Source organism: Bifidobacterium asteroides (assembly GCF_030758775.1).
Lineage (GTDB): Bacteria > Actinomycetota > Actinomycetes > Actinomycetales > Bifidobacteriaceae > Bombiscardovia > Bombiscardovia kimbladii.
Genome location: NZ_CP132384.1, coordinates 1,032,500 through 1,053,976, shown reverse-complemented (window position 1 = coordinate 1,053,976; position 21,477 = coordinate 1,032,500). Strand labels below are relative to the sequence as shown.

Sequence of the window (21,477 nt, the reverse complement as noted above, 5' to 3'; positions counted from 1 at the left end):
CAAGCCAATCTATACCTAAGGCCCTATCGGCCCAGGGCCGCGGTTTCAGCCATACCCTGGTCGGCGGCCTCCTGATCCAGATAGCGACCCGGACCCTGGACCTGGGGGTTGCCGTCTTCGCCGTTCACGAAGCTGTAGACCATGGGCACGCCAGTGGGCACGTTGATGGATCTGATGTCCTTGTCGTCAACCTCTTCAAGGACCTTGATCAGGCTGCGGACCACGGACCCGTGGGTGACGACGAGCACAGTCCGGCCTTGGGCCAGGTTCGGGGCTATCTTGCTGCGCCAGTAGGGTTGCAGGCGGAGCAGCAGGTCCTTGAGGCACTCGGCACGGATCTCGGCCGGATTCCGGCTGTCCAGCCCGTCGCGCATGGCCAGGGCATAGCGCGGATCCCGTCCCTGAAAGTATGGCGAATCGGTTGCGATGGCAGGCGGCCGAACATCGTAGGAACGCCGGTAGATGTCGAATTGCTGCTGGCCGTAGCGTTCCAGCATGGCCGGTCGCGTCTGTCCCTGGAAGGCGCCATAGTGGCGCTCGTTCAGCCTCCAGGTGCGCTCCACCGGAATCCAGGCCCGATCAACCAGGTCCAACACCGTGTTTGCGGTGACGATGCTGCGGGTCAGCAGGGAGGTGAAGACCAGGTCGGGCAGCAGGCCTGACTCCTTGAGCAGCCGTCCGGCATGGCGGGCCTGATCCAGTCCGCGTTCCGTCAGGGGCACGTCCACCCAACCGGCGAAACGGTTGACCGACTTCTGAGTCCAGACGCTTTCCCCATGACGCATGACGATGAGCTGCGCGGTCATCGAATAGACTCCTTTGCTGATGACGTGTTTAGAACCAAAGCGAGCTGTTCTCGAAGAACTGAGAGGCATCGTCCCCATCCTGGGCGGATCGGTCGTTCTGGTCGGCAGTTCCCTCGGCTCTTGACATGACCAGCCCTATGGCCCTGGGCAGGGCATCGGCCACCTGCCCGGCGCGAATCGGTTGTCCCATGGGTCCTGCAACAGTCCCGTGACCATCCCGCTGGCTGTCCTGGGCTACCAGATCGGCGAAATCCTGGGGCTTGCGGGGGTCGAAGATCAGCGGCTGCTCCCAGCCGGTCTGCCTGCCGCCGCTGGCCAAAGAACCGGCCAGTCCGTGCAGGAAGGCCGCAGCTGCCGTCAGATCCGCCATCAGGGTGGCATCATCCTGGATCGGTCCGGCGTTCTGGGCCAGCAGCGCTCCGATGGTGCCGGAGAGCACGTCCCCTGATCCGGCCGTGGACAGCCAGGCCGGCCCGAAGCCGGTGGTAATGACCCGGGGGCGGTCGGTGCCGTCCTCGCCGACAACCAGTGTGATGGCGCCCTTGAGCAGAATGGTGGCCCCGGTCAGCTGGCAGGCGCGGACAGCCCAGTGCAGGGGTTCCGCCATGACTTGGTTGCCGTCCACGTTCTCGCCATGCGAGTTGAGCAGGGCGGCCATTTCGCCCGCATGCGGGGTCAGGACGGTGCGTGGCCCCAGCCGGTCCGGCAGCAGGTCCAGGGCTCCGGCATCGGCGACCACCGGCGGATCTGCCGCGGCCTCGTCCTCGTCCAGGTCCGCGGCCTGACGGTTGAGTATGTCGGCAATCAGATCCCGCTGGCCGTCCTGGCCTTCAGGGCCAGCGGCCTCCAGGGCCTGCTGCGTAGGCACGCCCGATCCCAGCACCCAGGATTCGACACGTCCACGGCCCAGGACCGTTTCGGGCAGCTCCTGCAGGATCAAGTTGCCCACCTGCTCGGGGCCGCAATAACGGATCATGCCCACATTGCCGCTGGCCGCCGCCCTGCTGGAGAGCAGCCCCGCACCATGGTAAAGGGCGGATCCCGTGACCAGGCCGACCACGCCTCTGGTGTACTTGGTGTCATCCACCCGGGGCGCCCGCAGAAGTCCGGCGCAGTCCTCGGCGTTCATGCAGGAGACGCTGGGGACCAGGGCCGAGGTGTCGAAGCCGAAGTCCACCAGGACGATTCTGCCGCAGACGTAGGCGGCCGGAGGCAGCATCAGGCAGGGCTTCATGGCTCCCATGGTCACGGTCACATCCGCCGGTATGTAGGCCCCGGGCAGGGTGCCTTCATCAATGTCCACGCCGGAGGGAGTATCCACGGCCAGCACCAGGGGCCCGTCTTGATCGGCGGGGTCGTGCCAGGCTGGCCTGTCGGGCAGGCTGCCCTCCATGCCCAGTTCCGCGGCCAGAGCGGCGGGGATGCCGCGCAGCGCCCCCTTGAGGCCGATGCCTGTCATGGCATCGATGATCAGATCCGCCTGTCGGCACAGCTCCAGGGCCTGGTCCAGCTCTTCGGAGGCCTGGTCCGGGCCGGCCGGTGCCTCGCAGCCGGGGATGGCTGCCTGGGGATCCAGGGCCGTGACCACTCCGCCGGCACGCAGGAGGGCATCCAATCCGCCCTGGTGCAGGCTGCGCCCGGTCGCCACCACCGTCACGTCGGCCCCGTGCCCGGCCAGGTCAGCCGAAGCGTAGAGCCCGTCGCCGCCATTGTTGCCGGCTCCTGCCAGCAGGACGATCCGGGCTCCTGCCGGCTCCAGCCCGGCCTGGGTCAGCATGACGTCGGCCACGGAGGCCAGGGATCCGGCGGCGATACGCATCAGGGGCACCCCGTCATCCAAAAACGGCTGCTCCAAGGATCGGATCATGTCGGCGGTATAGGCGCTGGTGGCCAGAGTCCGGCGGGCTTCGCGGCGTTCATCTGGTGACGGCTTCATGGCATCACACCCCTCATTCAAAAGGTCCACGTGTGGCGGCGGCACGGCCGGCCACGTGCTGGCTCCACTCTATCCGATGGCCTTGTCCTGCAAGCGTTATAAGGTCTGCCTATTTACGAGGGTAGGAAGGAAATCCATGCAGGGATTCGCAATGCCGAATCAAGGACAGATTATGGCGGTGGTCCTGACGGTGGTGCTCTGTGGTCTGATCGGCTTCGAGCGCGAGTTCCTCAAACACGACGCTGGCATCCGCACCCACATTCTGGTGGGCCTGGGCAGCTGCCTGTTCACCATGGTCTCCCTTTACGGCATCCAGGCCGCTGTGGGCAACTACTCCTGGGATGCCTCGCGAATCGCGGCCGGCGTGGCCTCGGGCATCGGCTTCATCGGGGCCGGAGTCATCTTCTTCAACCACGACTCGGTCAAGGGCTTGACCACAGCCAGCGCCATCTGGGTGGCCGCCGCCGTAGGCATGGCCTGCGGGGTCCAGCTCTTCGCCATCGCCATCCTGGCGGTCGTCTTCTACTTTCTGGCCGTCCTGGTCATCGCGCCCATCCTCAAGTGGTTCCTGCGCAACCGTCAGAACACGGTTCTGCGCATCGTATATCAGGATGGCCACGGCTGTCTGCGCGAATCCCTGCTCCTGGCCACCCGCATGGGCTTCGAATCCCGGGTGCTGACCATCCACGAGCTGCACCGGGATGCCTGGAAGGGCGCTGATGTCACCGTCAACCTGCTAGGCAAGGGGGATGTGATCGAGCTGGTGGAATCCATTGGTCAGACCCCAGGGGTCAAGGGCGTGGAGGTCCTAGGCGGGGACGACTGACCCGCTCGCTATTGCGGCTGCCTACTCTTCGGCCACCAGATCCAGGTAGTCGTCGCTCCAGAGGTCCTCATCGCCGTCGGGCATGAGCAGCACCCGCTCGGGGTTGAGCGCCTTGACGGCCCCCTCGTCGTGGGTGACCAGCACGATGGCCCCCTCGTACTTGGCGATGGCCTTGAGTATCTCGTCACGCGAAGCGGGGTCCAGATTGTTGGTGGGCTCGTCCAGCAGCAGGACGTTGGCCCGGCTGGTCACCAGGGTGGCCAGGGCCAGACGGGTCTTTTCGCCGCCGGAGAGCACCTTTGTAGGTTTCATGGCGTCGTCCCCTGAGAAGAGGAAGGATCCCAGGATGGTCCGCGCCTGGGTGTTGTCCAGGTCAGGAGCAACATGCTGAAGGTTCTCCAGAACGGTGACATCGTTATCCAGGGTGTCGTGCTCCTGGGCGAAGTAGCCGATCTTGGCCCCATGCCCCAGGGTCACCTTGCCCGTATCGGGCTGTTCGATGCCGGCCAGCAGGCGCAGGGTGGTGGTCTTGCCAGCGCCGTTGTACCCCAGGATGACCACCCGGGAGCCCTTGTCGATGGCCAGATTGATGCCGGCGAAGACGATGTTGGAGCCGTAGGCCTTGGACAGGTCCTCGGCCATGATGGGCGTACGGCCGCAGGGAGCAGGATCCGGGAAGCGCAGGTCCGCCACCTTCTCGGCCTTTTCCGCCTCCTGGGTGTCGGCCAGCAGGCGCTGGGCGCGGCGCATCATGTTCTGGGCGGCCACGGCCTTGGTGGCCTTGGCGTGCAGGCGGATGCCCTGCCGCATCAGACGGTCGGCCTTTTTCTCGGCCACCTCCCGTTCGCGGCGGCGTCGTTCCTCATCCACCACCCGCTGGCGCAGGTAGGCCTTCCATCCCATGGTGTACATGTCGATGCAGGAACGCTGGGCATCCAGGTGCCAGATGCGGTTGACAGTCTCGTCCAGCAGCTCGGTGGAGTGGGAGATGATCAGGAAGCCGCCCTCGAACCGGCGCAAATAGCCCTTGAGCCATTCGATGGAGTCGGCATCCAGGTGGTTGGTGGGCTCGTCCAGAATCAGGGTGTCGGCGTCGGAGAAGAGGATCCTGGCCAGCTCGACCCGTCGGCGCTGACCGCCGGAGAGGGTGCCCAGTGCCTGCTGCAGGGTCTCCTGGCTCAGCCCCAGGCTCTCGCCCATGACGATGGCCTGCGACTGGGCCGCATAGCCGCCGGCGTTCTCGAAGTCCTGCTGGGCCTTGTCGTAGCGCTTCATGGCCTTTTCCATGACCTTGGGGTCAGGACTGGTCATATCGGTCTCGGCCTTGCGCATCCGTTGGATGATGGATGCGATGTCCCTGGCGCTCATGACCCTGTCCAGGGCGCTCTGCTCGGAGTCGCCCGCATGGGTGGACTGGGGCAGGTACCCCAGCTGTCCGGTCACCCGCACCTTGCCAGCCGAGGGGAGCATGTCGCCGGTGATGACCCGGGTCAGCGTGGTCTTGCCGGCGCCGTTGCGGCCCACAAGGCCGATCCGGTCGCCCTTGGTCACGTGGAAGTCGGTGGCTTGCAGGAGTAGTCGGGCACCTATCCGGATCTCAAGTCCCTGCGCCTCAATAGCCATGCCGCCTCCGACCCCGCTTTCCTTATGGATTCAAAACTTGCAAGGAATCATGGTAGCAAGAAGCAAGCCCCGCCAGAGCGTCTCGGCTGACGGGGCAATGGATGGATCATGGACGGATCAGCGACGGACCAGCCTGAACTTGTCCCAAGGGAAGTAGACCAGGAAGGCGCCCACGGCGGTCAGGGCGATGACCAGCACGCCCATGGCGGCAGCGAAGGAGAAGATCCTGATGCCGATGCCCAGGCAGGTCCAGATGACCACCAGGCCGAAGACCCAGTCCTTGCCGTGCCTGTTCATCAGGTAGGCGACGGCCAGGAGGGCGCCGACCAGGATGATGGTGGCGAATCCCTGGACCGCGCTGCCGACCTTGTGCCCGGCGACCACCATGTATCCGGCGTTGACCAGGGTGGCCACGCTCAGCCAGCTGGCGTATATCGACAGGGGAATCCAGTCCAGGGCCTTGGCGGCGGTGGGGGTTCCGGCCTTGGTGGCGTCCCGGCGCACCAGGGCGTAGAGCATCCAGGCCAGCACGGTCAGAATGAGGATGATGACCAGAGCCCAGAAGTTGCGCTCCATGTGCCACAGGGCCAGCCAGGCGATGTTCAGGCAGCAGGTGGCCACGAAGAGCAGCCCGCTCAGCGTAAAGGGCAGGAAGCCCAGGCGTTTGCGGCTTGGCCCGGCCAGGCAGAAGCGGAAGAGCCAGATGGCCAGGGCGATGTAGATGACCCCCCAGATGGCGAAGACGTAGCCGGCAGGCATGATCCACAGATCGACCTTGCGGGCCAGGCCGCCCACGGTCGTGCCATTGAAGTGGTAGACCTCCGCATAGCCGTTGAAGCCCACCATGGCCACCCAGGCCACCCAGAGCAGGATGTCCTCGAACAGCTTCCAGCCGCGTCCCTTGGAGGATTCCTGCTCCTTCTCGGGCTGACCCTGCCTTTTGGTCTGATTTGATTCCTGTGCTGCCTTAGTGCTGTTGTTATCAGAGCGTTTCTCGCCTCTACTGGCGGTCTCATCTGTGCTGGTTTTTTCAGTCGAGGCCTTCTGCGACGAATCACCAGACTGCTTGGCTGAGGCACTTGAAGACGATGAACCTGAACTAGACGAATTCGAAGTCGAAGAATTTGAAGTCGACGCACCGGAAGATGCTGAACTCTCATTCCTCGAACTCCGGGCTGCCGATGACGAGCCCGAGGTTGATTGGTTGCCCTGCATGGCAGGGGAGGTGCGCTTGGCCCTCTCGACCGGGTCCTCATCGTCGGTCCAGAGTCTGCGCGGATTGTCCTTGTCAGTCATGGCACATGCTTCCTCTCCTTGCCGGCCGCAACCGTACCGCCGCCATGGGGATGGCCCCGGGCATGGGCCGACCGGCCTCTGTTTCAACTCTAAAGCGGCCAGCCCGGCTCAGTGGTATTGACCACCCGGTTCGGGCGGCCGCCGGTGCTAGCCTGAAGCCAAATCCTGAAGCCAAATACTGCAGAGGGGAGCGTGAAGTGGCCGAACCTTTATATCGATGCGACTGGGCTCAGGTGGATGATCCGCTCATGCGCAGCTACCACGACCATGAGTGGGGCCGCCCCCTGCACGGCTCCCAGAGGCTCTTCGCCATGCTCTCCCTGGAGATATTCCAGTGCGGGCTCAGCTGGCAGCTGGTCCTGCATCGCCGCCAGGCCCTCTTCAAGGATTTCGACAACTTCGATATTCAAGCGGTCGCGGCCTTCGATGCCGACCGAATCAACTCTCTCATGGCTGACCCGTCCATCATCCGCAATCGGCGGAAAATCGAAGCCACGGTCGCCAATGCCGCCCTGATCGCCCGCCGATTTCCCGGGGAGGCATTCGACCGCTACTGCTGGTCCTTCACCGGCGGGCTGACCATCAACCACGACTACCCGGACGATCCGTCCATACCGCGCTACGACCACCTGTCGGCCATCGTCTGCAAGGACATGCGCGACCTGGGCCTGCGCTTCCTGGGGCCGGTGACGGTCCATTCGTTTCTTCAGGCGGCCGGCATGATCAACGACCACCAGCACGACTGCTTCCTCAACGGCTGCGGCCGTCCGCCCCTGGATCCGCCCGCCCCGGCCATCTAAGCCGTCGTCGAACACCTGTTCGAATTATTCGGCCCCGGCGATAGTATGGTCAGGCTTTGGCCTCAGCCTTGGCCATGGGTCTTCAGGGAAGCGGATGGGAAGCACGTGAAGCAGCAGAACAAGCCTAAGTCGACAGTGGACGCGGCCATCGAGAACCCGCGCATGATCGAATCCAAGGGGTCCCTGGTGGCGGACCTGTCCACGGTGCCCAACGACCGCAAAATCGTCATCCAGGGCGCCCGGGCCCACAACCTCAAGAACGTCAACCTGTCCATACCCCGCAACCGGATGGTGGTCTTCACCGGCCTGTCGGGCTCCGGCAAGTCCTCCCTGGCCTTTGACACCCTCTTCGCCGAGGGCCAGCGCCGCTACGTGGAGTCCCTCTCCGCCTATGCCCGCCAGTTCCTGGGCCAGATGGACAAGCCCGACGTGGACTTCATCGAGGGCCTGAGCCCGGCCGTCTCCATCGACCAGAAGACTACCAACCGCAACCCCCGTTCCACCGTGGGCACCATCACCGAGGTCTACGACTACCTGCGCCTGCTCTTCGCCAGGACAGGCATTCCCCACTGCCCGGTCTGCGGGGCCGAGGTGCGGGCCCAGTCGCCGCAGCAGATCGTCGACACCCTCATGTCCAGGCCGGAGGGGACCCGTTTCCAGCTCCTGGCCCCCATCGTCAAGGGCCGCAAGGGCGAGTTCGTTGAGACCCTGGAGCTCCTGCGCTCCGACGGCTACTCCCGGGCCATCATCGACGGGGACATGCATCAGCTGTCCGACTCCATCAAGCTGACCAAGCAGAAGAAGCACACCATCGAGGTGGTGGTGGACCGGCTGGTCATCCGCGAGGGCATGCGCCAGCGGCTGACCGACTCTGTGGAGACCGCACTGAGGCTGGCCAAGGGCACCGTGGTGGCCGACTTCGTGGATCTGGATGCCAAGGATCCCGAGCGCCGCCAGCCCTTCTCCGAAAAGCGTTCCTGCCCCAACGGCCACGAGCTGGAGCTGGACGAGATCGAGCCCCGGACCTTCTCCTTCAACGCCCCCTACGGAGCCTGCCCGGCCTGCACCGGCCTGGGATTCAACCTGGAGATCGACCCCGAGCTGGTGGTGCCCGACCCGGAGAAGAGCCTCAAGGACGGGGCTGTGGAACCCTGGAGCGGCACCAAGAGCCAGCAGCGCTTCTACGGCCACCTGCTGGACGGCCTGGCCAAGGAGATGGGCTTCTCCACCTCGACCCCCTGGAAGGACCTGCCCGAGGAGGTCCGCCATGCCGTCATGTACGGGCACGACTTCAAGGTGGACGTCTCCTACCGGAACCGCTGGGGCCGCCTGCGCGAGTACACCACCGGGTTCGAGGGCGTGGTCCGCACCCTGATGCGCCGCCACGACGAGACCGACTCGCAGCCCATGAAGCAGTACTACGAGTCCTACATGCGCGAGGTGCCCTGCCAGGTCTGCCAGGGCAAGCGCCTGAAGCCCGAGGTCCTGGCCGTGACCGTGGACGGCCTGTCCATCGCCCAGGTCTGCGACATGGCCATTTCCGCCAGCCTGAAGTGGATTGAGGGCCTGCACATGGAGGGCGCCCAGGCCAAGATCGCCGGGGAGGTCCTCAAGGAGATCCGCGCCCGTCTGCGCTTCCTCAACGACGTGGGTCTGAACTACCTGACCCTGTCCCGGGCGGCGGCCACCCTCTCCGGCGGCGAGGCCCAGCGCATCCGCCTGGCCACCCAGATCGGCTCGGGCCTGGTGGGCGTCATGTACGTGCTGGACGAGCCCTCCATCGGCCTGCACCAGCGGGACAACGACCGGCTGATCAAGACCCTGCAGCGGCTGCGCGACCTGGGCAACACCCTGATTGTGGTCGAGCACGACGAGGACACCATCCGCCAGGCCGACTGGCTGGTCGACATCGGCCCAGGTGCCGGCGAGCACGGCGGGGAGGTCATCTTCTCCGGGCGCTCTGAGGACCTGGTCAAGGCCTCGCGTTCAATCACAGCAGACTACATCGCCGGACGCCGTTCCATCGAGGTGCCCAAGCGCCGCCGCAAGACCAGCAAGACCCGTCAGCTGACCGTGGTGGGAGCTCGCGAGAACAATCTGAAGAATCTCAAGGTCTCCTTCCCGCTGGGGGTCATGACCCTGGTCACCGGCGTCTCCGGTTCCGGCAAGTCCACCCTGGTCAACTCCATCCTCTATCCGGTGCTGGCCGACCAGCTCAACAACGCCCGCATCGTGCCCGGCAAGCACACCCGGGTGGAGGGTGTGGACCAGGTGCGCAAGGTCATCCACGTGGACCAGAACCCCATCGGCCGCACCCCGCGCTCCAACCCGGCCACCTACACCGGCGTCTGGGACAAGATCCGCCAGCTCTTCGCCAAGACCCCCGAGGCCCAGGTGCGCGGCTACGGTCCAGGCCGCTTCTCCTTCAACGTCAAGGGCGGCCGCTGCGAGACCTGCCACGGTGACGGAACCATCAAGATCGAGATGAACTTCCTGCCCGACGTCTACGTGCAGTGCGAGACCTGCCATGGCAAGCGATACAACAGGGAGACCCTGGAGGTCACCTACAACGGCAAGACCGTCTCGGATGTGCTGGACATGCCCATCGAGGAGGCCGCCCGCTTCTTCAAGGCCTATCCCTCCATCGCACGCTACCTGGACACCCTGGTGGACGTGGGCCTGGGCTACATCCGCCTGGGCCAGCCGGCGCCCACCCTGTCCGGAGGGGAGTCCCAGCGGGTCAAGCTGGCCACCGAGCTGCAGCGGCGCTCCGACGGCAAGACCGTCTACATCCTGGACGAGCCCACCACGGGCCTGCACTTCGAGGACGTGCGCAAGCTGCTCAAGGTCCTGCACGGTCTGGTCGACAAGGGCAACACGGTCATCGTCATCGAGCACAACCTGGACGTGATCAAGACCGCCGACTGGATCATCGACCTGGGACCCGAGGGCGGCGACGGCGGCGGCACCGTGGTGGCCCAGGGCACCCCGGAGCAGGTGGCCGCCAACCCGGACAGCTGGACCGGCAAGTACTTGAAGCCCATGCTTGATCCCGCCAAGGTAGCCAAGGCCACACGATCATGACCCGCAGCTGCTTCGAGCGGCACACGCCGCAGGTATGGCGACGCACCGCCCAAGCCCTGGAGGAGGAGTCCGCCACCGGCGCCACGACCGGCGTCAACAAGAACGGCGCGCCCCTGCTGGGAGACAGCCGGGACCTCTTCCGCCCCAAGACCTCCGACATCCCCGCCCAGCCGGGGGTCTACAAGTGGCGGGACGGCGACGGCCGGGTCATCTACGTGGGCAAGGCCAAGAACCTGCGCAACCGTCTGACCAACTACTTCCAGCCCTTGGAGAACCTGCACCCGCGCACCCAGACCATGGTGCTGACGGCCCGGAGCCTGGAGTGGACCGTGGTGGGCACCGACCTGGAGTCCCTGACCCTTGAATACACCTGGATCAAGGAGTTCGATCCGCACTTCAACGTCAAGCTGCGCGACGACAAGACCTACCCCTACCTGGCCGTCTCCGTGGGCGAGGAGTTCCCCCGGGTGTGGATGACCCGCGTGCGCAAGCGGCACGACACCCGCTACTTCGGCCCCTACGCCAAGGTCTGGGACATGAAGCACACCCTGGACGCCCTGCTCAAGACCTATCCGGTGCGCACCTGCACCCCCGGCGTCTTCCGCAAGGCCAAGCTCAGCGGCCGCCCCTGCCTGCTGGCCTCCATCGGCAAGTGCTCAGCCCCCTGTGTGGGCCGGATCAGCGCCAGCGACCACCGGCGTCTGTGCACGGAGCTGACCGGGGTCATCACCGGCAGGCTGGGCAAGAGCTACCGGGCCGGGCTGACCAGGAGCATGCAGAAGGCCAGCAAGGAGCTGGACTTCGAGAAGGCCGCCCGTCTGCGCGACCAGATCGCCATGCTGGACACGGTCATCGAGCAGAATGCCGTCGCCTTCGCCTCCAACGTGGATGTGGACGTCTTCGGCGTGGCCTCTGACGAACTGGAGGCCTCGGTCCATGCCTTCTTCGTGCGCTCGGGCGCCATTCGCGGCGAACGCAACTGGAGCGTGGAGCGGGTCGAGGACGTCTCCGACAGCGAGCTGATCAGCGACCTCTTGGTGCAGGTCTACTCGGATCTGATGAATGAGAACGACAGCGAGCTGCACAAGCTGCCTGGGGATTCCGAGACCCAGGTCTCCATCAGCCAGGACAGGGATGCCATGGGCTCCACCCAGAGGGTCACGGCCCTGGATGCCGAGGCCCGGGCCAAGGCCACCAGGAGCCGACACCAGCATCAGGATCAGACCGGACGCGCCGACCTGCTGGCCCCCATCTCCCCGGTGCCTCCCGAGGTCATCGTCCCCATCCAGCCCGACCGGACCGGCGACCTGCAGGAGTGGCTGCGGGGGCTGCGGGGGTCCTCAGTGACCATCCGGGTGGCCAGCCGGGGTGAGAAGAAGTCCCTGATGGACCGGGCGAACGCCAACGCCCGCCAGGCCCTGCAGCGCAGCAAGCTCAGCCGCATGAGCGACATGGGCACCCGCACCCAGGCCATGAACGACGTGGCCAAGGCTTTAGGTCTTGACCGCGCCCCGCTGCGCATCGAGTGCTACGACATCTCCAACACCGTGGGCGGCCAGTTCCAGGTGGCCTCCATGGTGGTCTTCGAGGACGCGGTACCCAAGAAGTCCGAGTACCGCCGATTCGCCATCCGAGGCGAGGACGGCAAGGGCGCTGTGGACGACATGAGCGCCATCTACGAAACTCTGACCAGGCGCTTCCGCCACGGCAACATCGCAGGCGACAGCGGCGACAGCATGGAGGCCGAGCGAAAGGCCAACGACAAGGCACCCGAACTGGTGGAGCAGGAGGAGGGGGCCATCGTCCAGCAGAACACCGCCGCCCGCCACTTCGCCTACAAGCCCAACCTGATCGTGGTCGATGGCGGCAAGCCCCAGGTGACCGCCGCCGCCCGGGCCCTGCACGACTGCGGGGTGGACGATGTGGCCCTGTGCGGGCTGGCCAAGCGCCTGGAGGAGGTCTGGGTGCCCGACGACGACTATCCCATCATCCTCAAGCGCCAGTCCGAGGGCATGTACCTGCTGCAGCGGGTGCGCGACGAGTCCCACCGCTTCGCCATCACCTACCACCGGCAGACCCGGCGCAAGGGTGCCCTCCGGTCGGCCCTGGACGAGATTCCGGGCATCGGCCCCGCCTACCAGAAGAAGCTGCTCAATCACTTCGGGTCGGTCAAGCGCATGCGCCAGGCATCCCAGGAGGAGCTGGAGGCCGTCAAGGGCATCGGCTCCGCCAAGGCCGAGGCCATCTACCAGGCCCTGCACAGCGACCAGGATCAGGCCGGGGACAGCCAGCGATAAAATGGCTCAGAAGGCTGGCAGAAGGCCATGCCCTGATCTTGATTGGTGCGTGATTGCAGATATGAATGGGCCTGATCGTCGTTGTGCCGTCCTGGGCGACCCCATCAGCCATTCCCTTTCGCCACTTTTGCATAGATCAGCCTATGCCGCGCTTGGCCTGGACGGCTGGCGTTACGGCCGTGTGCGCATGGACGCTGACGGCCTGGCGGACTTTATCCACGGCCTTGACCCGTCCTGGGCCGGTCTCAGCCTGACCATGCCCTTGAAGAGTGCCGTCGGCCCCTTGGGCGATTTTCGTGACTGCTGGTCCCAGACCCTGAAAGTGGCCAACACAGCAGTCTTTGCACAGGGCGGCCCAGCCAATGGGCTGTCCCTGTACAACACCGACGTGGAGGGGATCGTGGCCGCCCTGCTGGAGGCTGCCGACCGCTGCCGGGCCGACGAAGACCCTGACGAGTTGTCCGCCCTGCTTAAGGCAGCCGGTCAGGGTCGGCAGGACCGGCTTCCTGACCAACCGTATGGGGGAGCGCAGGCCCTGGTCATCGGCAACGGGAACACCGCCGAGTCCGCCTTCTGTGCCTTGAAGGTGCTGGGGGTCGAGCGTGCGGACCTGCTGGCCCGCAACCCGGAGCACTGTGACCACATGCTGGACCTTTCCTCTCGATTGGGCCTGCCTGAACCAAACGTGACCGCCATGGACCGGGCTGAGGCAGCTGAAAGGGCATTGACCAAGGCTGATATTGTCGTCTCCACCCTGCCTTCGGGTGCAGCCGACCCCCTGGCCGATTTGTTCAATACGGCTGATGGCGGCAGTCGCATGGGCCCGGTCCTGCTGGATGTGGTCTATGACCCCCGGCCCACCCCGCTCATGAGGGCCTTCTGCCGACGGCCGGGCGCACGGGCCATCAGCGGTGAACGCATGCTGCTCTATCAAGCCGTGCGTCAGGTGGCGCTGATGACCGGCCGACCCTTGGCCGCTGTTCCGGTGGCCGCCATGGACCAAGCCTTGAGGGAGGCATGACGATGACGACGGAAAAACCGCCCTTCGCAGGCTTCGAGGTGCTGCTGATCACAGGCATGTCCGGCGCAGGCCGCTCCCGCGCCGCCGACTCCATGGAGGACATGGGCTGGTATGTGGTCGACAACATGCCCCCGCGCCTGCTGGTCCCCCTGGTCGACATGATGACCTCCGCCGGAAGCTCCCTGCACCGCCTGGCTGCCGTCATCGACGTCCGGTCCCGCTCCTACTTCGACGACCTGTCGGCCGTGCTCAGCCATCTGGACGACCTGGGCGTGCGTTGCCGCATCCTCTTTCTGGACGCCTCCGACCAGGTGCTGGTCAAGCGCTATGAGTCCGTCCGCCGTCCCCACCCCCTGCAGGGCTCGGGCCGCCTGATCGACGGCATTCACGAGGAGCGCCGCCTGCTGGGCGGTCTCAAGGAGCGTGCGGACATGGTCATCGACACCTCCAATCTGAGCATCCATCAGCTCTCCACGCGCCTCTACGAAATGGTCCTGGGCTCCGGCCCGACCACCGTGGGCGTGCACATCATGAGCTTCGGATTCAAGTACGGCCTGCCCATCGATGCCGACTTCGTAGCCGACGTTCGCTTCCTGCCCAACCCCTACTGGGTCCCCGAGCTGCGGGACCTGAACGGCCATGACGGCCCGGTCCGCGACTATGTGATGGACAGCAAGGGCGCCAAGGAGTTCCTGGATGCCTACACCACCGCCATCTTGACCGCGCTCAGCGGCTATGCGCGCGAGGACAAGCACTATGTGACCATCGCCTTTGGCTGCACTGGCGGACAGCACCGGTCAGTGGCCATGGCCGACGCTCTGGCCGCCCGTCTGCGGTCCCGGGGAATGGAGGTGACGGTCTCGGCCCGCGAGCTGCCGCACCGTTCCCGCGGATAGCCAAAGGCGCAATTTGTCCAAGATATTCGGTATCACAGTAATCCGGTGGTCGCCACGGCAGGTGTGTCGTGCGGCCGAGAAGTATTCATTTTTCAGTATTTTTTCGTAGGAGGACGGCTCTTGGCCCTACTTGATGATGTCAAAAGCGAGCTGGCCGCGATTGACAACGAACCCCCCTCTGCCAAGAAAGCACAATCGGCGGCCATGATCCGCTTCGGCGGCGGACTGCACATCATTCAGCGTCACATTGTGGTGGAAGCGCAATTCGACTCCCTGCCGGCAGCGCAGTGGTTGCAGAACACCATCAGGGACGTCTACGGTCATGATTCCGATCTGATCCAGGTCAAGCGGCAGGCCCCCACCGGCAACCTGACCCGCTACTCGGTCCGCGTGCTGCGGGCGGGCGGCGCCCTGGCCCTGCAGACCGGTCTGTTGGACCGCCGCAAGCATCCGGTTCGCGGTCTTCCCGCCGACATCGTCTCCGGCAACATCGCCCAGGTCAAGGCCGCCTGGCGAGGGGCCTTCCTGGCCCATGGCGAGCTGTCCGACCCGGGCAAGGCCTCCTACCTGGAGATCGTCTGCCCAGGATCCGAGGCCGCCCTGGCCCTGGTGGGCGCCGCCCGCCGTCTGGGCATCAACGCCAAGGCCCGCCAGGTGCGCAGCTCCGAGCGCGTCACCCTGCGTGATCCGGACGTCATCGAACGCATGCTCAACCTGATGGGCGCCCCCAAGTCCTCCCGTGAGTGGACCGGCAAGCGCAGCGACGGTGAATCCCGCGGCAAGGCCAACCGCCTGGCCAACTTCGACGATGCCAATATGCGCCGCTCCGCCAAGGCCGCCGTCGAGGCCAGCGCCAAGGTCACCAAGGCCTTTGAAATTCTGGGCGACGACATCCCCGAGAACCTGCGTGCGGCCGGCCAGCTTCGTCTGGACCACCGCGAGGCCTCCCTCGAAGAGCTGGGCCGCCTGGCCGACCCGCCGGTCACCAAGGATGCCATCGCCGGACGCATCCGCCGTCTGCTGCAGCTGGCCACCAAGGTCGAAAAGAAGAGGGCCGAGGAACAGGCCAAACAAGAGTGAGATAGCTCACACAGGTCGGTCTGCCTGAGTACCATGGCAGGGGAGCGGGCGCATGGACCCGCAGTCAGAAAGGATACGCATGAAAACACTGAAGAGCCTCGGTGATCTCAAGGGCAAGCGCGTGCTCGTCCGCGCGGACTTCAACGTGCCGCTGGACGGCACCACCATTACGGACGACGGCCGCATCCGCGCCGCCCTGCCGACCATCGAGCAGCTTCGTGGCCAGGGTGCCAAGGTCATTCTCATGGCCCACCTGGGTCGCCCTAAGGGCAAGGTCGTTCCCGAGCTGAGCCTGGCTCCCGTGGCCGCCCGCCTGGGCGAGCTGCTGGGCGTGCAGGTCACCCTGGCCGAGGACACCTACGGTCCCGATGCCCATGCCAAGGTGGCCGCCATGAACGACGGCGACGTGGTCCTGCTGCAGAACGTGCGCTACAACCCCGAGGAGACCAGCAAGGACGAGGCCGAGCGCGACGCCTACGCCCGCAAGATCGCCGACCTGGGCGACGTCTTCGTCTCCGACGGCTTCGGCGTGGTCCACCGCGCCCAGGGCTCCAACTACTCCGTGGCCAAGTTCCTGCCCTCTGCCGCAGGCCTGCTGGTCGAGAAGGAAGTCAAGGCCCTGTCCAAGGCGACCGAGAACCCCGAGCGGCCCTTCACTGTGGTCCTGGGCGGCTCCAAGGTCTCCGACAAGCTGGGTGTCATCGAGAACCTGCTCAGCAAGGCCGACCGCCTGGTCATCGGCGGCGGCATGGTCTTCACCTTCCTCAAGGCCGAGGGCTACGAGGTCGGCTCCTCCCTGCTGGAGGAGGATCAGGTAGACACCGTCAAGGGCTACATGGCCACCGCCCGCGAGAAGGGCGTGGAGCTGGTCCTGCCCACCGACATCGTGGCGGCTGACGAGTTCAAGGCGGATTCGCCCCACCAGGTGGTTCCTGCCGACGGCATCCCCGCGGACAAGATGGGTCTGGACATCGGTCCGGACTCCCAGAAGCTCTTCCACGACAAGATCGTGGACTCCAAGACCGTGGTCTGGAACGGCCCCATGGGCGTCTTCGAGTTCCCGGCATTCGCCGATGGCACCCGGGCTGTGGCCCAGGGCCTGGTCGACGCCACCAAGGCCGGAGCCTTCACCATCGTCGGCGGCGGCGACTCCGCCTCGGCCGTGCGCAACCTGGGCTTCCCCGAGGATGGCTTCTCGCACATCTCCACCGGCGGCGGCGCCTCTCTGGAGTTCCTTGAGGGCAAGGAGCTTCCGGGCCTTAAGGTGCTGGAGTAAGATCGGCAGACAGACGGGCAATGCCGGGTCACCGGGTTTCGCATCCGGCGGCCCGGCATTGTTGTTGTTGCGCGGATGGAAAGGTCTGGTATGGCACGCATTCCCCTGGTGGCCGGCAATTGGAAGATGAACTTCGACCACCTGGAAGCCACCTATTTCGTGCAGAAGCTGGCCTGGCTCCTGCGCGACGCCCACTTCGACCGCAGGCGCTGCCAGGTGGCTCTGATGCCCGCCTTCACCGCCCTGCGTTCCGTCCAGGTGCTGGTGGAGGCCGACAACCTGCCCATCGAATACGGGGCGCAGGCCGTCTCAGTCACCGCCCAGGGCGCCTTCACCGGGGATGTGTCCGCCGACATGCTGGCTCAGCTGGGCTGCAGCTACGTCATCGTGGGCCACTCCGAGCGGCGCAAGTACCATCCCGAGGACGATGCCAACATTGTCGACCAGGTCCGTGCCGTCTTGACTGCGGGCATGAAGCCCATCCTCTGCGTGGGGGAGAGCTACGAGGAGCGCCGCCAGGGCATCCAGCTGGACTTCGCCGTTGGCCAGGTCAATGACGTCACCCGCGACCTGGCCAAGGAGGACATGGAAAACCTGATCGTGGCCTACGAACCGGTCTGGGCCATCGGCACGGGCATGGTGGCCACCCCGGACACCGCCCAGCAGGCCGCCCGGGCCATCCGCGACCATATCTCAAGCAAGTTCGGGGAGCCTGCCGGCCAGGCCGTGCGCATCCTCTACGGCGGCTCGGTCACCTCCAAGAACGCCTCCCAGATGATTACCCAGCCGGACGTGGACGGTTTTCTGGTGGGCGGCGCCTCCCTGGATGTGGAGGAGTTCTCGCGAATCGTGAGACTGGCCGCCAAGGGCTGATGCGTTTTTCCCCGGGTGTCTGTATACTTGTTCCCAGTTCCTTACATGGAGGTATGTGCCGTGACCATTGTCAAGATTGTGCTCGAAGTCGTTGTGATCCTCGCCAGCATACTGCTGACCATGCTGATTCTGTTGCACAAGGGCAAGGGCGGCGGCCTGTCCGATATGTTCGGCGGTGGAATCGGCTCCAACGCGGGCACCTCAGGCGCAGCCGAGAAGAACCTGAACCGGCTGACCATTATCGTGGCCCTGATCTGGGTGGCCATCATCATCGCCTTGGATCTCATTACCAAGTACAAGCTGGCCTGATTCCGGTCGCCAATACCTGAAATTTCTGACCCCGGCATTGACCGGGGTTTTTCTGTATCAGAATGACTTTAGTGCAGTGCTCATACTCCTTGACGATTACCAGAATATGTCATTCACAATGCATCGATAATCCAACAATTCAGCCGTCTGACGGATAGAGTGGAGAATGGTGTGCCCGACGAGCGGCGCATCACACAATGCCGTGCAAGCTAAGCAAGCGAAAGGAAGTGCTCATGGCTGAGCAAGCTGCACCGAGCCTGGAGGGCTGGTTCTGCCTCCACCTCTTCTGGAAGATCGATTGGGCCAAGTGGCGCCGAGTGCCCCAGGGCGAACGCCGGGAATGCCTGGATGAGTTCAAGGCCCTGGCCGCACAGCTGGACGCGGTCCAGTCCCAGGGCCAGGGAAGCCACTACTGGTGCCAGGTCAACGGGCAGAAGGCCGACCTGGGCCTGATGGTCCTCAGGGAGACCCTGGACCAGCTGCAGGAGGTCGAGACCTCCCTGGAGAAGCTGCGCATCTCCGATTACCTGGAGCCGACCATCTCCTATGTGTCGGTCACCGAGGTGGGCCTCTACTCGGGCAAGCCGACCACGGACCGCGGCTGGTCCTACGTCAACGCCAGCCTGCATCCCAAGACGCCCGACAAGCCTTACATCTGCTTCTACCCCATGTCCAAGACCCGCGTCCCAGGCGCCAACTGGTACACGCTGCCCTACGACCAGCGCAAGGCTTATATGCACGACCACGGCAAGATCGGCCGCTCATACGCCGGCAAGGTCTCCATCATCCTGACGGGCTCCATCGGCCTGGACGACTACGAGTGGGGCGTCACCCTCTTCGCCGACGACCCTGTCCAATTCAAGAAGATCGTCACCGAGATGCGCTACATCGAAGCCAGCTCCATCTACGGAGAATTCCCCTACTTCCTGGTAGGCACCCATACCGATCCCGAGCGCATTGACAGGCTGCTCACGGACCAGATGGGACAGTAACACCATGTCTGCAAGAGAGAGAAGATCGATCCTTTCCACGCCCATATGGTTCTTCATGGTCATCGTCTTCATCACCCAGCTGGATGGGGGAGCGGTGCCGACCATGCTGCCGTCCATCACACGGACCTTCGGCCTGACCACCATGGGCTCCTCCTGGGTGGTCGGACTCTACACCCTGGGACTGGTGGTGGGCACCCCCATCACCTCCAACCTCTCCGACGCCCACGGGACCAGGAAGGTCTTCCTCTGGGAGCTGGCCTTCTGGTTCCTTGGATGTCTGATGACGGCGGTCTCGCCCAACTATGCGGTCATGCTGCTGGGCCGGTTCATCCAGTCCCTGGGAGACAGCGGCATCATGGTCCTGTCCATGAACGTCCTTCTGCAGCGCGCCCGCAGGAACAACCAGGGCAGGAAGGTCTCCACGGTGGGCATCATCGCCGGCCTTTCCGCCATGGTCAGCCCGGTCCTTTCGGGCATGCTCCTGGGCATCACCCACGGATGGCGGGCCTACTACTTCATGATGCTGCCCTTCCTGGCCATTTTGTTTATTCTGGCCTGGTTCATGATGGGCGACTCCCAGACCGACCGCGCCTGGAAGACCGACTACCTGGGCCTGGGCTCCTTCAGCATCGCTCTGGCCCTGCTGATGGTGGCGATCACCTTCCTCCAGTACGGCACGACCTATCTGGCCCTGATCATCGGATGCCTCCTGGTCACAGTGGTGGCCGGCGCGGTCTTCCTGGTACATGAGCGGGGGCTGGGCGACTCCAAGGAGACCATGCCCTTCCTGCCCATCCGCCTGCTGAAGCTGCCCTCCTACGGGCTCACCCTGCTGCTGGGAACGCTGGGAGGCATGTTCTTCTCCCTCTTCGTCTACATTCCGACCTATGTCCACTCCGTCTTCGGGCTCCCGGTCCGCTCGGCCGGCATGGTCATGGTCGGCGTCGGGCTCGGCTCCGTGGTCGGGTCCTGGCTGGGCGGTCTCCTGGTCGACAAGTTCGGCTACCGGACCACGCTGGTCTTTTCGTCGTCGCTGATAGGCCTGATGGCCCTGGTGATCACCCTGACCCTGCACAACCTGCAGCTCTTCATGGTCCTGTCCTTCCTGATGGGGGTCGGCATGGGCTCCATGATGTCCTCGCCGCTCCAGGTCATCGCCGGAAGGCTGGCCGGGCCCGAGAACCGCATGCAGGCCATCGGCGGGCTGTCGGCCTGCAAGAAGATCGGCACCACCATCGCCCCACTGCTCTTCGCCTCGGCCATTGAATTGGGCAAGGTGGGCGGACAGGCCGGTCTGGCCTCCTACAGGAACATGTTCCTGGTGGTCATCGTCATAGCCCTGGTCAATATCGGCCTGACATACTGCATTCCATTTTCACAGAAAGAAGTTGCTGATGACTGAACCTACAGCAGTCCTCCTCATGGCGTACGGCACCCCCTACCAGGAGTCCGACATCAGGGGGTACTACACCAACATCCGCCATGGGCAGGAGCCGCCCAAGCCGCTCATGGACCAGCTGGTCGGCCGCTACAAGGCCATCGGTCTGCCCTCGCCCCTGGCCAGGATCACCACGGCCCAGCGCGACGGCCTCCAGGCTGCGCTGGACAAGGCCCACCCCGGCGCCTACAAGGTCTACGAGGGGCTGAAGTACATCACCCCCTTCATCCAGGATGCGGTCGACCAGATCGCCGCCGATGGCATCACCAGGGTGATCGGCCTGCCCCTGGCCCCGCAGTACTCCTCCTATTCGAGCGAGGACTACCACAACCGCGCCCGCAAGGCCATCGAGGCCCATCCGGGCATGGAATACCTGCCGGTGCGGTCCTGGTGGAACCACCAGGAGCTGATCCACTTCTGGAGCGACCAGCTGGTGGCCAAGAAGGATCTGACCGACCGGCCGGACACCAAGGTGATCTTCAGCGCCCACTCCCTGCCCCTGCGCATCATCCAGGGAGGGGATCCCTACAAGGATGAGGTCATCGGTCTGTCCAATGCCGTGGCCCAGGCCGCCGGCCTCAATGAGGACCAGTACGTGCTGGCCTGGCAGTCGGCAGGCCGCACCCAGGAGCCCTGGATCGGGCCTGATTTCGTCAAGGTGGCCAAGGATCTGATCACCGAGAGCGGCATGAAGACCATCGTCTCCGCCTCCATCGGCTTCATCGCCGACAACCTGGAGATCTGCTACGACGTGGACATGGAGCTGGCCAAGGCCATCGAGTCCGCCGGCGGCACCCTGACCAGGCTGAACATGCCCAACGACAGCCCAGCCCTGATCGCCACCCTGCAGCAGGTGGTCGAGGAGACCAAGGCCGAGTAACCGATACGAATTGTGCCCCCGTCCGGTTTGAGCCGGACGGGGGC

The 21,477-nt window shown here is 64.9% G+C and carries 17 protein-coding genes; 13 read left to right on the top strand and 4 right to left on the bottom strand.

The window, feature by feature from the left end; translation table 11 throughout:
- Positions 1 to 23 precede the first annotated feature (23 nt).
- Positions 24 to 806, bottom strand: a complete 783-nt coding sequence (locus tag RAM15_RS04055) for a 2,3-bisphosphoglycerate-dependent phosphoglycerate mutase (protein WP_306220870.1) — start codon at positions 804 to 806, stop codon at positions 24 to 26.
- Between the two features lie 28 nt (positions 807 to 834).
- Entirely contained in the window at positions 835 to 2,742 is a 1,908-nt protein-coding gene (locus RAM15_RS04050) for a bifunctional ADP-dependent NAD(P)H-hydrate dehydratase/NAD(P)H-hydrate epimerase (protein WP_306220869.1), read from the bottom strand.
- A gap of 136 nt (positions 2,743 to 2,878) precedes the next feature.
- On the opposite strand from RAM15_RS04050, the gene RAM15_RS04045 reads away from it, so the two are divergent.
- Positions 2,879 to 3,568 carry an MgtC/SapB family protein gene (locus RAM15_RS04045; protein ID WP_306220868.1) on the top strand — a complete coding sequence of 230 codons (690 nt, stop codon included), beginning with the start codon at positions 2,879 to 2,881 and terminating at the stop codon, positions 3,566 to 3,568.
- 21 nt (positions 3,569 to 3,589) lie between these two features.
- Here RAM15_RS04045 and RAM15_RS04040 read toward each other — a convergent pair whose 3' ends face one another.
- Complete coding sequence (locus RAM15_RS04040) at positions 3,590 to 5,191, bottom strand: ABC-F family ATP-binding cassette domain-containing protein (RefSeq protein ID WP_110412939.1); 1,602 nt, start codon at positions 5,189 to 5,191, stop codon at positions 3,590 to 3,592.
- A gap of 117 nt (positions 5,192 to 5,308) precedes the next feature.
- Positions 5,309 to 6,487: a TspO/MBR family protein gene (locus RAM15_RS04035; protein WP_306220867.1), complete on the bottom strand. Its 1,179-nt coding sequence runs from the start codon at positions 6,485 to 6,487 to the stop codon at positions 5,309 to 5,311.
- 197 nt (positions 6,488 to 6,684) lie between these two features.
- Between RAM15_RS04035 and RAM15_RS04030 the strand changes: the two genes are divergently transcribed.
- The 12 genes from RAM15_RS04030 (at position 6,685) to hemH (ending at position 21,433) form a co-directional block, all read left to right on the top strand.
- The gene (locus tag RAM15_RS04030; protein WP_306220866.1) at positions 6,685 to 7,287 is read left to right on the top strand and encodes a DNA-3-methyladenine glycosylase I; all 603 of its coding nucleotides are present in this window, start codon (positions 6,685 to 6,687) and stop codon (positions 7,285 to 7,287) included.
- A 162-nt stretch (positions 7,288 to 7,449) separates the two neighbouring features.
- Positions 7,450 to 10,371, top strand: coding sequence for an excinuclease ABC subunit UvrA (gene uvrA, locus RAM15_RS04025; RefSeq protein ID WP_306222245.1), 2,922 nt, complete (start codon positions 7,450 to 7,452; stop codon positions 10,369 to 10,371).
- Positions 10,368 to 12,668, top strand: a complete 2,301-nt coding sequence (uvrC, locus tag RAM15_RS04020) for an excinuclease ABC subunit UvrC (protein WP_306222203.1) — start codon at positions 10,368 to 10,370, stop codon at positions 12,666 to 12,668. Before uvrA ends, uvrC begins: the two co-directional genes overlap by 4 nt.
- Positions 12,669 to 12,717: 49 nt before the next feature.
- Positions 12,718 to 13,689 (top strand): shikimate dehydrogenase family protein, encoded by a 972-nt coding sequence (locus RAM15_RS04015; protein WP_306222201.1) that lies wholly within the window; start codon positions 12,718 to 12,720, stop codon positions 13,687 to 13,689.
- Positions 13,690 to 13,691: 2 nt separating this feature from the next.
- On the top strand, positions 13,692 to 14,585 hold the full coding sequence (rapZ, locus tag RAM15_RS04010; RefSeq protein ID WP_306222199.1) for an RNase adapter RapZ: 894 nt from the start codon (positions 13,692 to 13,694) through the stop codon (positions 14,583 to 14,585).
- A gap of 120 nt (positions 14,586 to 14,705) precedes the next feature.
- Positions 14,706 to 15,665, top strand: a complete 960-nt coding sequence (gene whiA / locus RAM15_RS04005; protein ID WP_045935384.1) for a DNA-binding protein WhiA — start codon at positions 14,706 to 14,708, stop codon at positions 15,663 to 15,665.
- A 79-nt stretch (positions 15,666 to 15,744) separates the two neighbouring features.
- A complete protein-coding gene (locus RAM15_RS04000) occupies positions 15,745 to 16,941 on the top strand; it encodes a phosphoglycerate kinase (RefSeq protein ID WP_306222197.1) in 1,197 nt (398 codons plus the stop codon).
- Between the two features lie 90 nt (positions 16,942 to 17,031).
- Positions 17,032 to 17,814 carry a triose-phosphate isomerase gene (gene tpiA, locus RAM15_RS03995; RefSeq protein WP_306222196.1) on the top strand — a complete coding sequence of 261 codons (783 nt, stop codon included), beginning with the start codon at positions 17,032 to 17,034 and terminating at the stop codon, positions 17,812 to 17,814.
- A gap of 60 nt (positions 17,815 to 17,874) precedes the next feature.
- The gene (secG, locus tag RAM15_RS03990) at positions 17,875 to 18,123 is read left to right on the top strand and encodes a preprotein translocase subunit SecG (RefSeq protein WP_101432389.1); all 249 of its coding nucleotides are present in this window, start codon (positions 17,875 to 17,877) and stop codon (positions 18,121 to 18,123) included.
- 233 nt (positions 18,124 to 18,356) lie between these two features.
- Positions 18,357 to 19,115: a hydrogen peroxide-dependent heme synthase gene (hemQ, locus tag RAM15_RS03985; RefSeq protein WP_306222195.1), complete on the top strand. Its 759-nt coding sequence runs from the start codon at positions 18,357 to 18,359 to the stop codon at positions 19,113 to 19,115.
- A 55-nt stretch (positions 19,116 to 19,170) separates the two neighbouring features.
- Positions 19,171 to 20,517: an MFS transporter gene (locus RAM15_RS03980; protein ID WP_306222193.1), complete on the top strand. Its 1,347-nt coding sequence runs from the start codon at positions 19,171 to 19,173 to the stop codon at positions 20,515 to 20,517.
- Positions 20,510 to 21,433, top strand: a complete 924-nt coding sequence (hemH, locus tag RAM15_RS03975) for a ferrochelatase (RefSeq protein ID WP_306222192.1) — start codon at positions 20,510 to 20,512, stop codon at positions 21,431 to 21,433. Before RAM15_RS03980 ends, hemH begins: the two co-directional genes overlap by 8 nt.
- The last annotated feature ends 44 nt before the right edge of the window (positions 21,434 to 21,477 follow it).

Excerpts from the sequence above, each read along its gene's own strand:
- hemH (WP_306222192.1), top strand. The coding sequence starts at position 20,510 with ATGACTGAACCTACAGCAGTCCTCCTCATGGCGTACGGCACCCCCTAC.
- rapZ (WP_306222199.1), top strand. The coding sequence starts at position 13,692 with ATGACGACGGAAAAACCGCCCTTCGCAGGCTTCGAGGTGCTGCTGATC.
- hemQ (WP_306222195.1), top strand. The coding sequence starts at position 18,357 with ATGGCTGAGCAAGCTGCACCGAGCCTGGAGGGCTGGTTCTGCCTCCAC.
- uvrA (WP_306222245.1), top strand. The coding sequence starts at position 7,450 with ATGATCGAATCCAAGGGGTCCCTGGTGGCGGACCTGTCCACGGTGCCC.
- RAM15_RS04000 (WP_306222197.1), top strand. The coding sequence starts at position 15,745 with ATGAAAACACTGAAGAGCCTCGGTGATCTCAAGGGCAAGCGCGTGCTC.
- RAM15_RS04040 (WP_110412939.1), bottom strand. The coding sequence starts at position 5,191 with ATGGCTATTGAGGCGCAGGGACTTGAGATCCGGATAGGTGCCCGACTA.
- RAM15_RS03980 (WP_306222193.1), top strand. The coding sequence starts at position 19,171 with ATGGTCATCGTCTTCATCACCCAGCTGGATGGGGGAGCGGTGCCGACC.
- RAM15_RS04050 (WP_306220869.1), bottom strand. The coding sequence starts at position 2,742 with ATGAAGCCGTCACCAGATGAACGCCGCGAAGCCCGCCGGACTCTGGCC.
- RAM15_RS04035 (WP_306220867.1), bottom strand. The coding sequence starts at position 6,487 with ATGACTGACAAGGACAATCCGCGCAGACTCTGGACCGACGATGAGGAC.
- uvrC (WP_306222203.1), top strand. The coding sequence starts at position 10,368 with ATGACCCGCAGCTGCTTCGAGCGGCACACGCCGCAGGTATGGCGACGC.
- RAM15_RS04055 (WP_306220870.1), bottom strand. The coding sequence starts at position 806 with ATGACCGCGCAGCTCATCGTCATGCGTCATGGGGAAAGCGTCTGGACT.
- tpiA (WP_306222196.1), top strand. The coding sequence starts at position 17,032 with ATGGCACGCATTCCCCTGGTGGCCGGCAATTGGAAGATGAACTTCGAC.
- RAM15_RS04045 (WP_306220868.1), top strand. The coding sequence starts at position 2,879 with ATGCAGGGATTCGCAATGCCGAATCAAGGACAGATTATGGCGGTGGTC.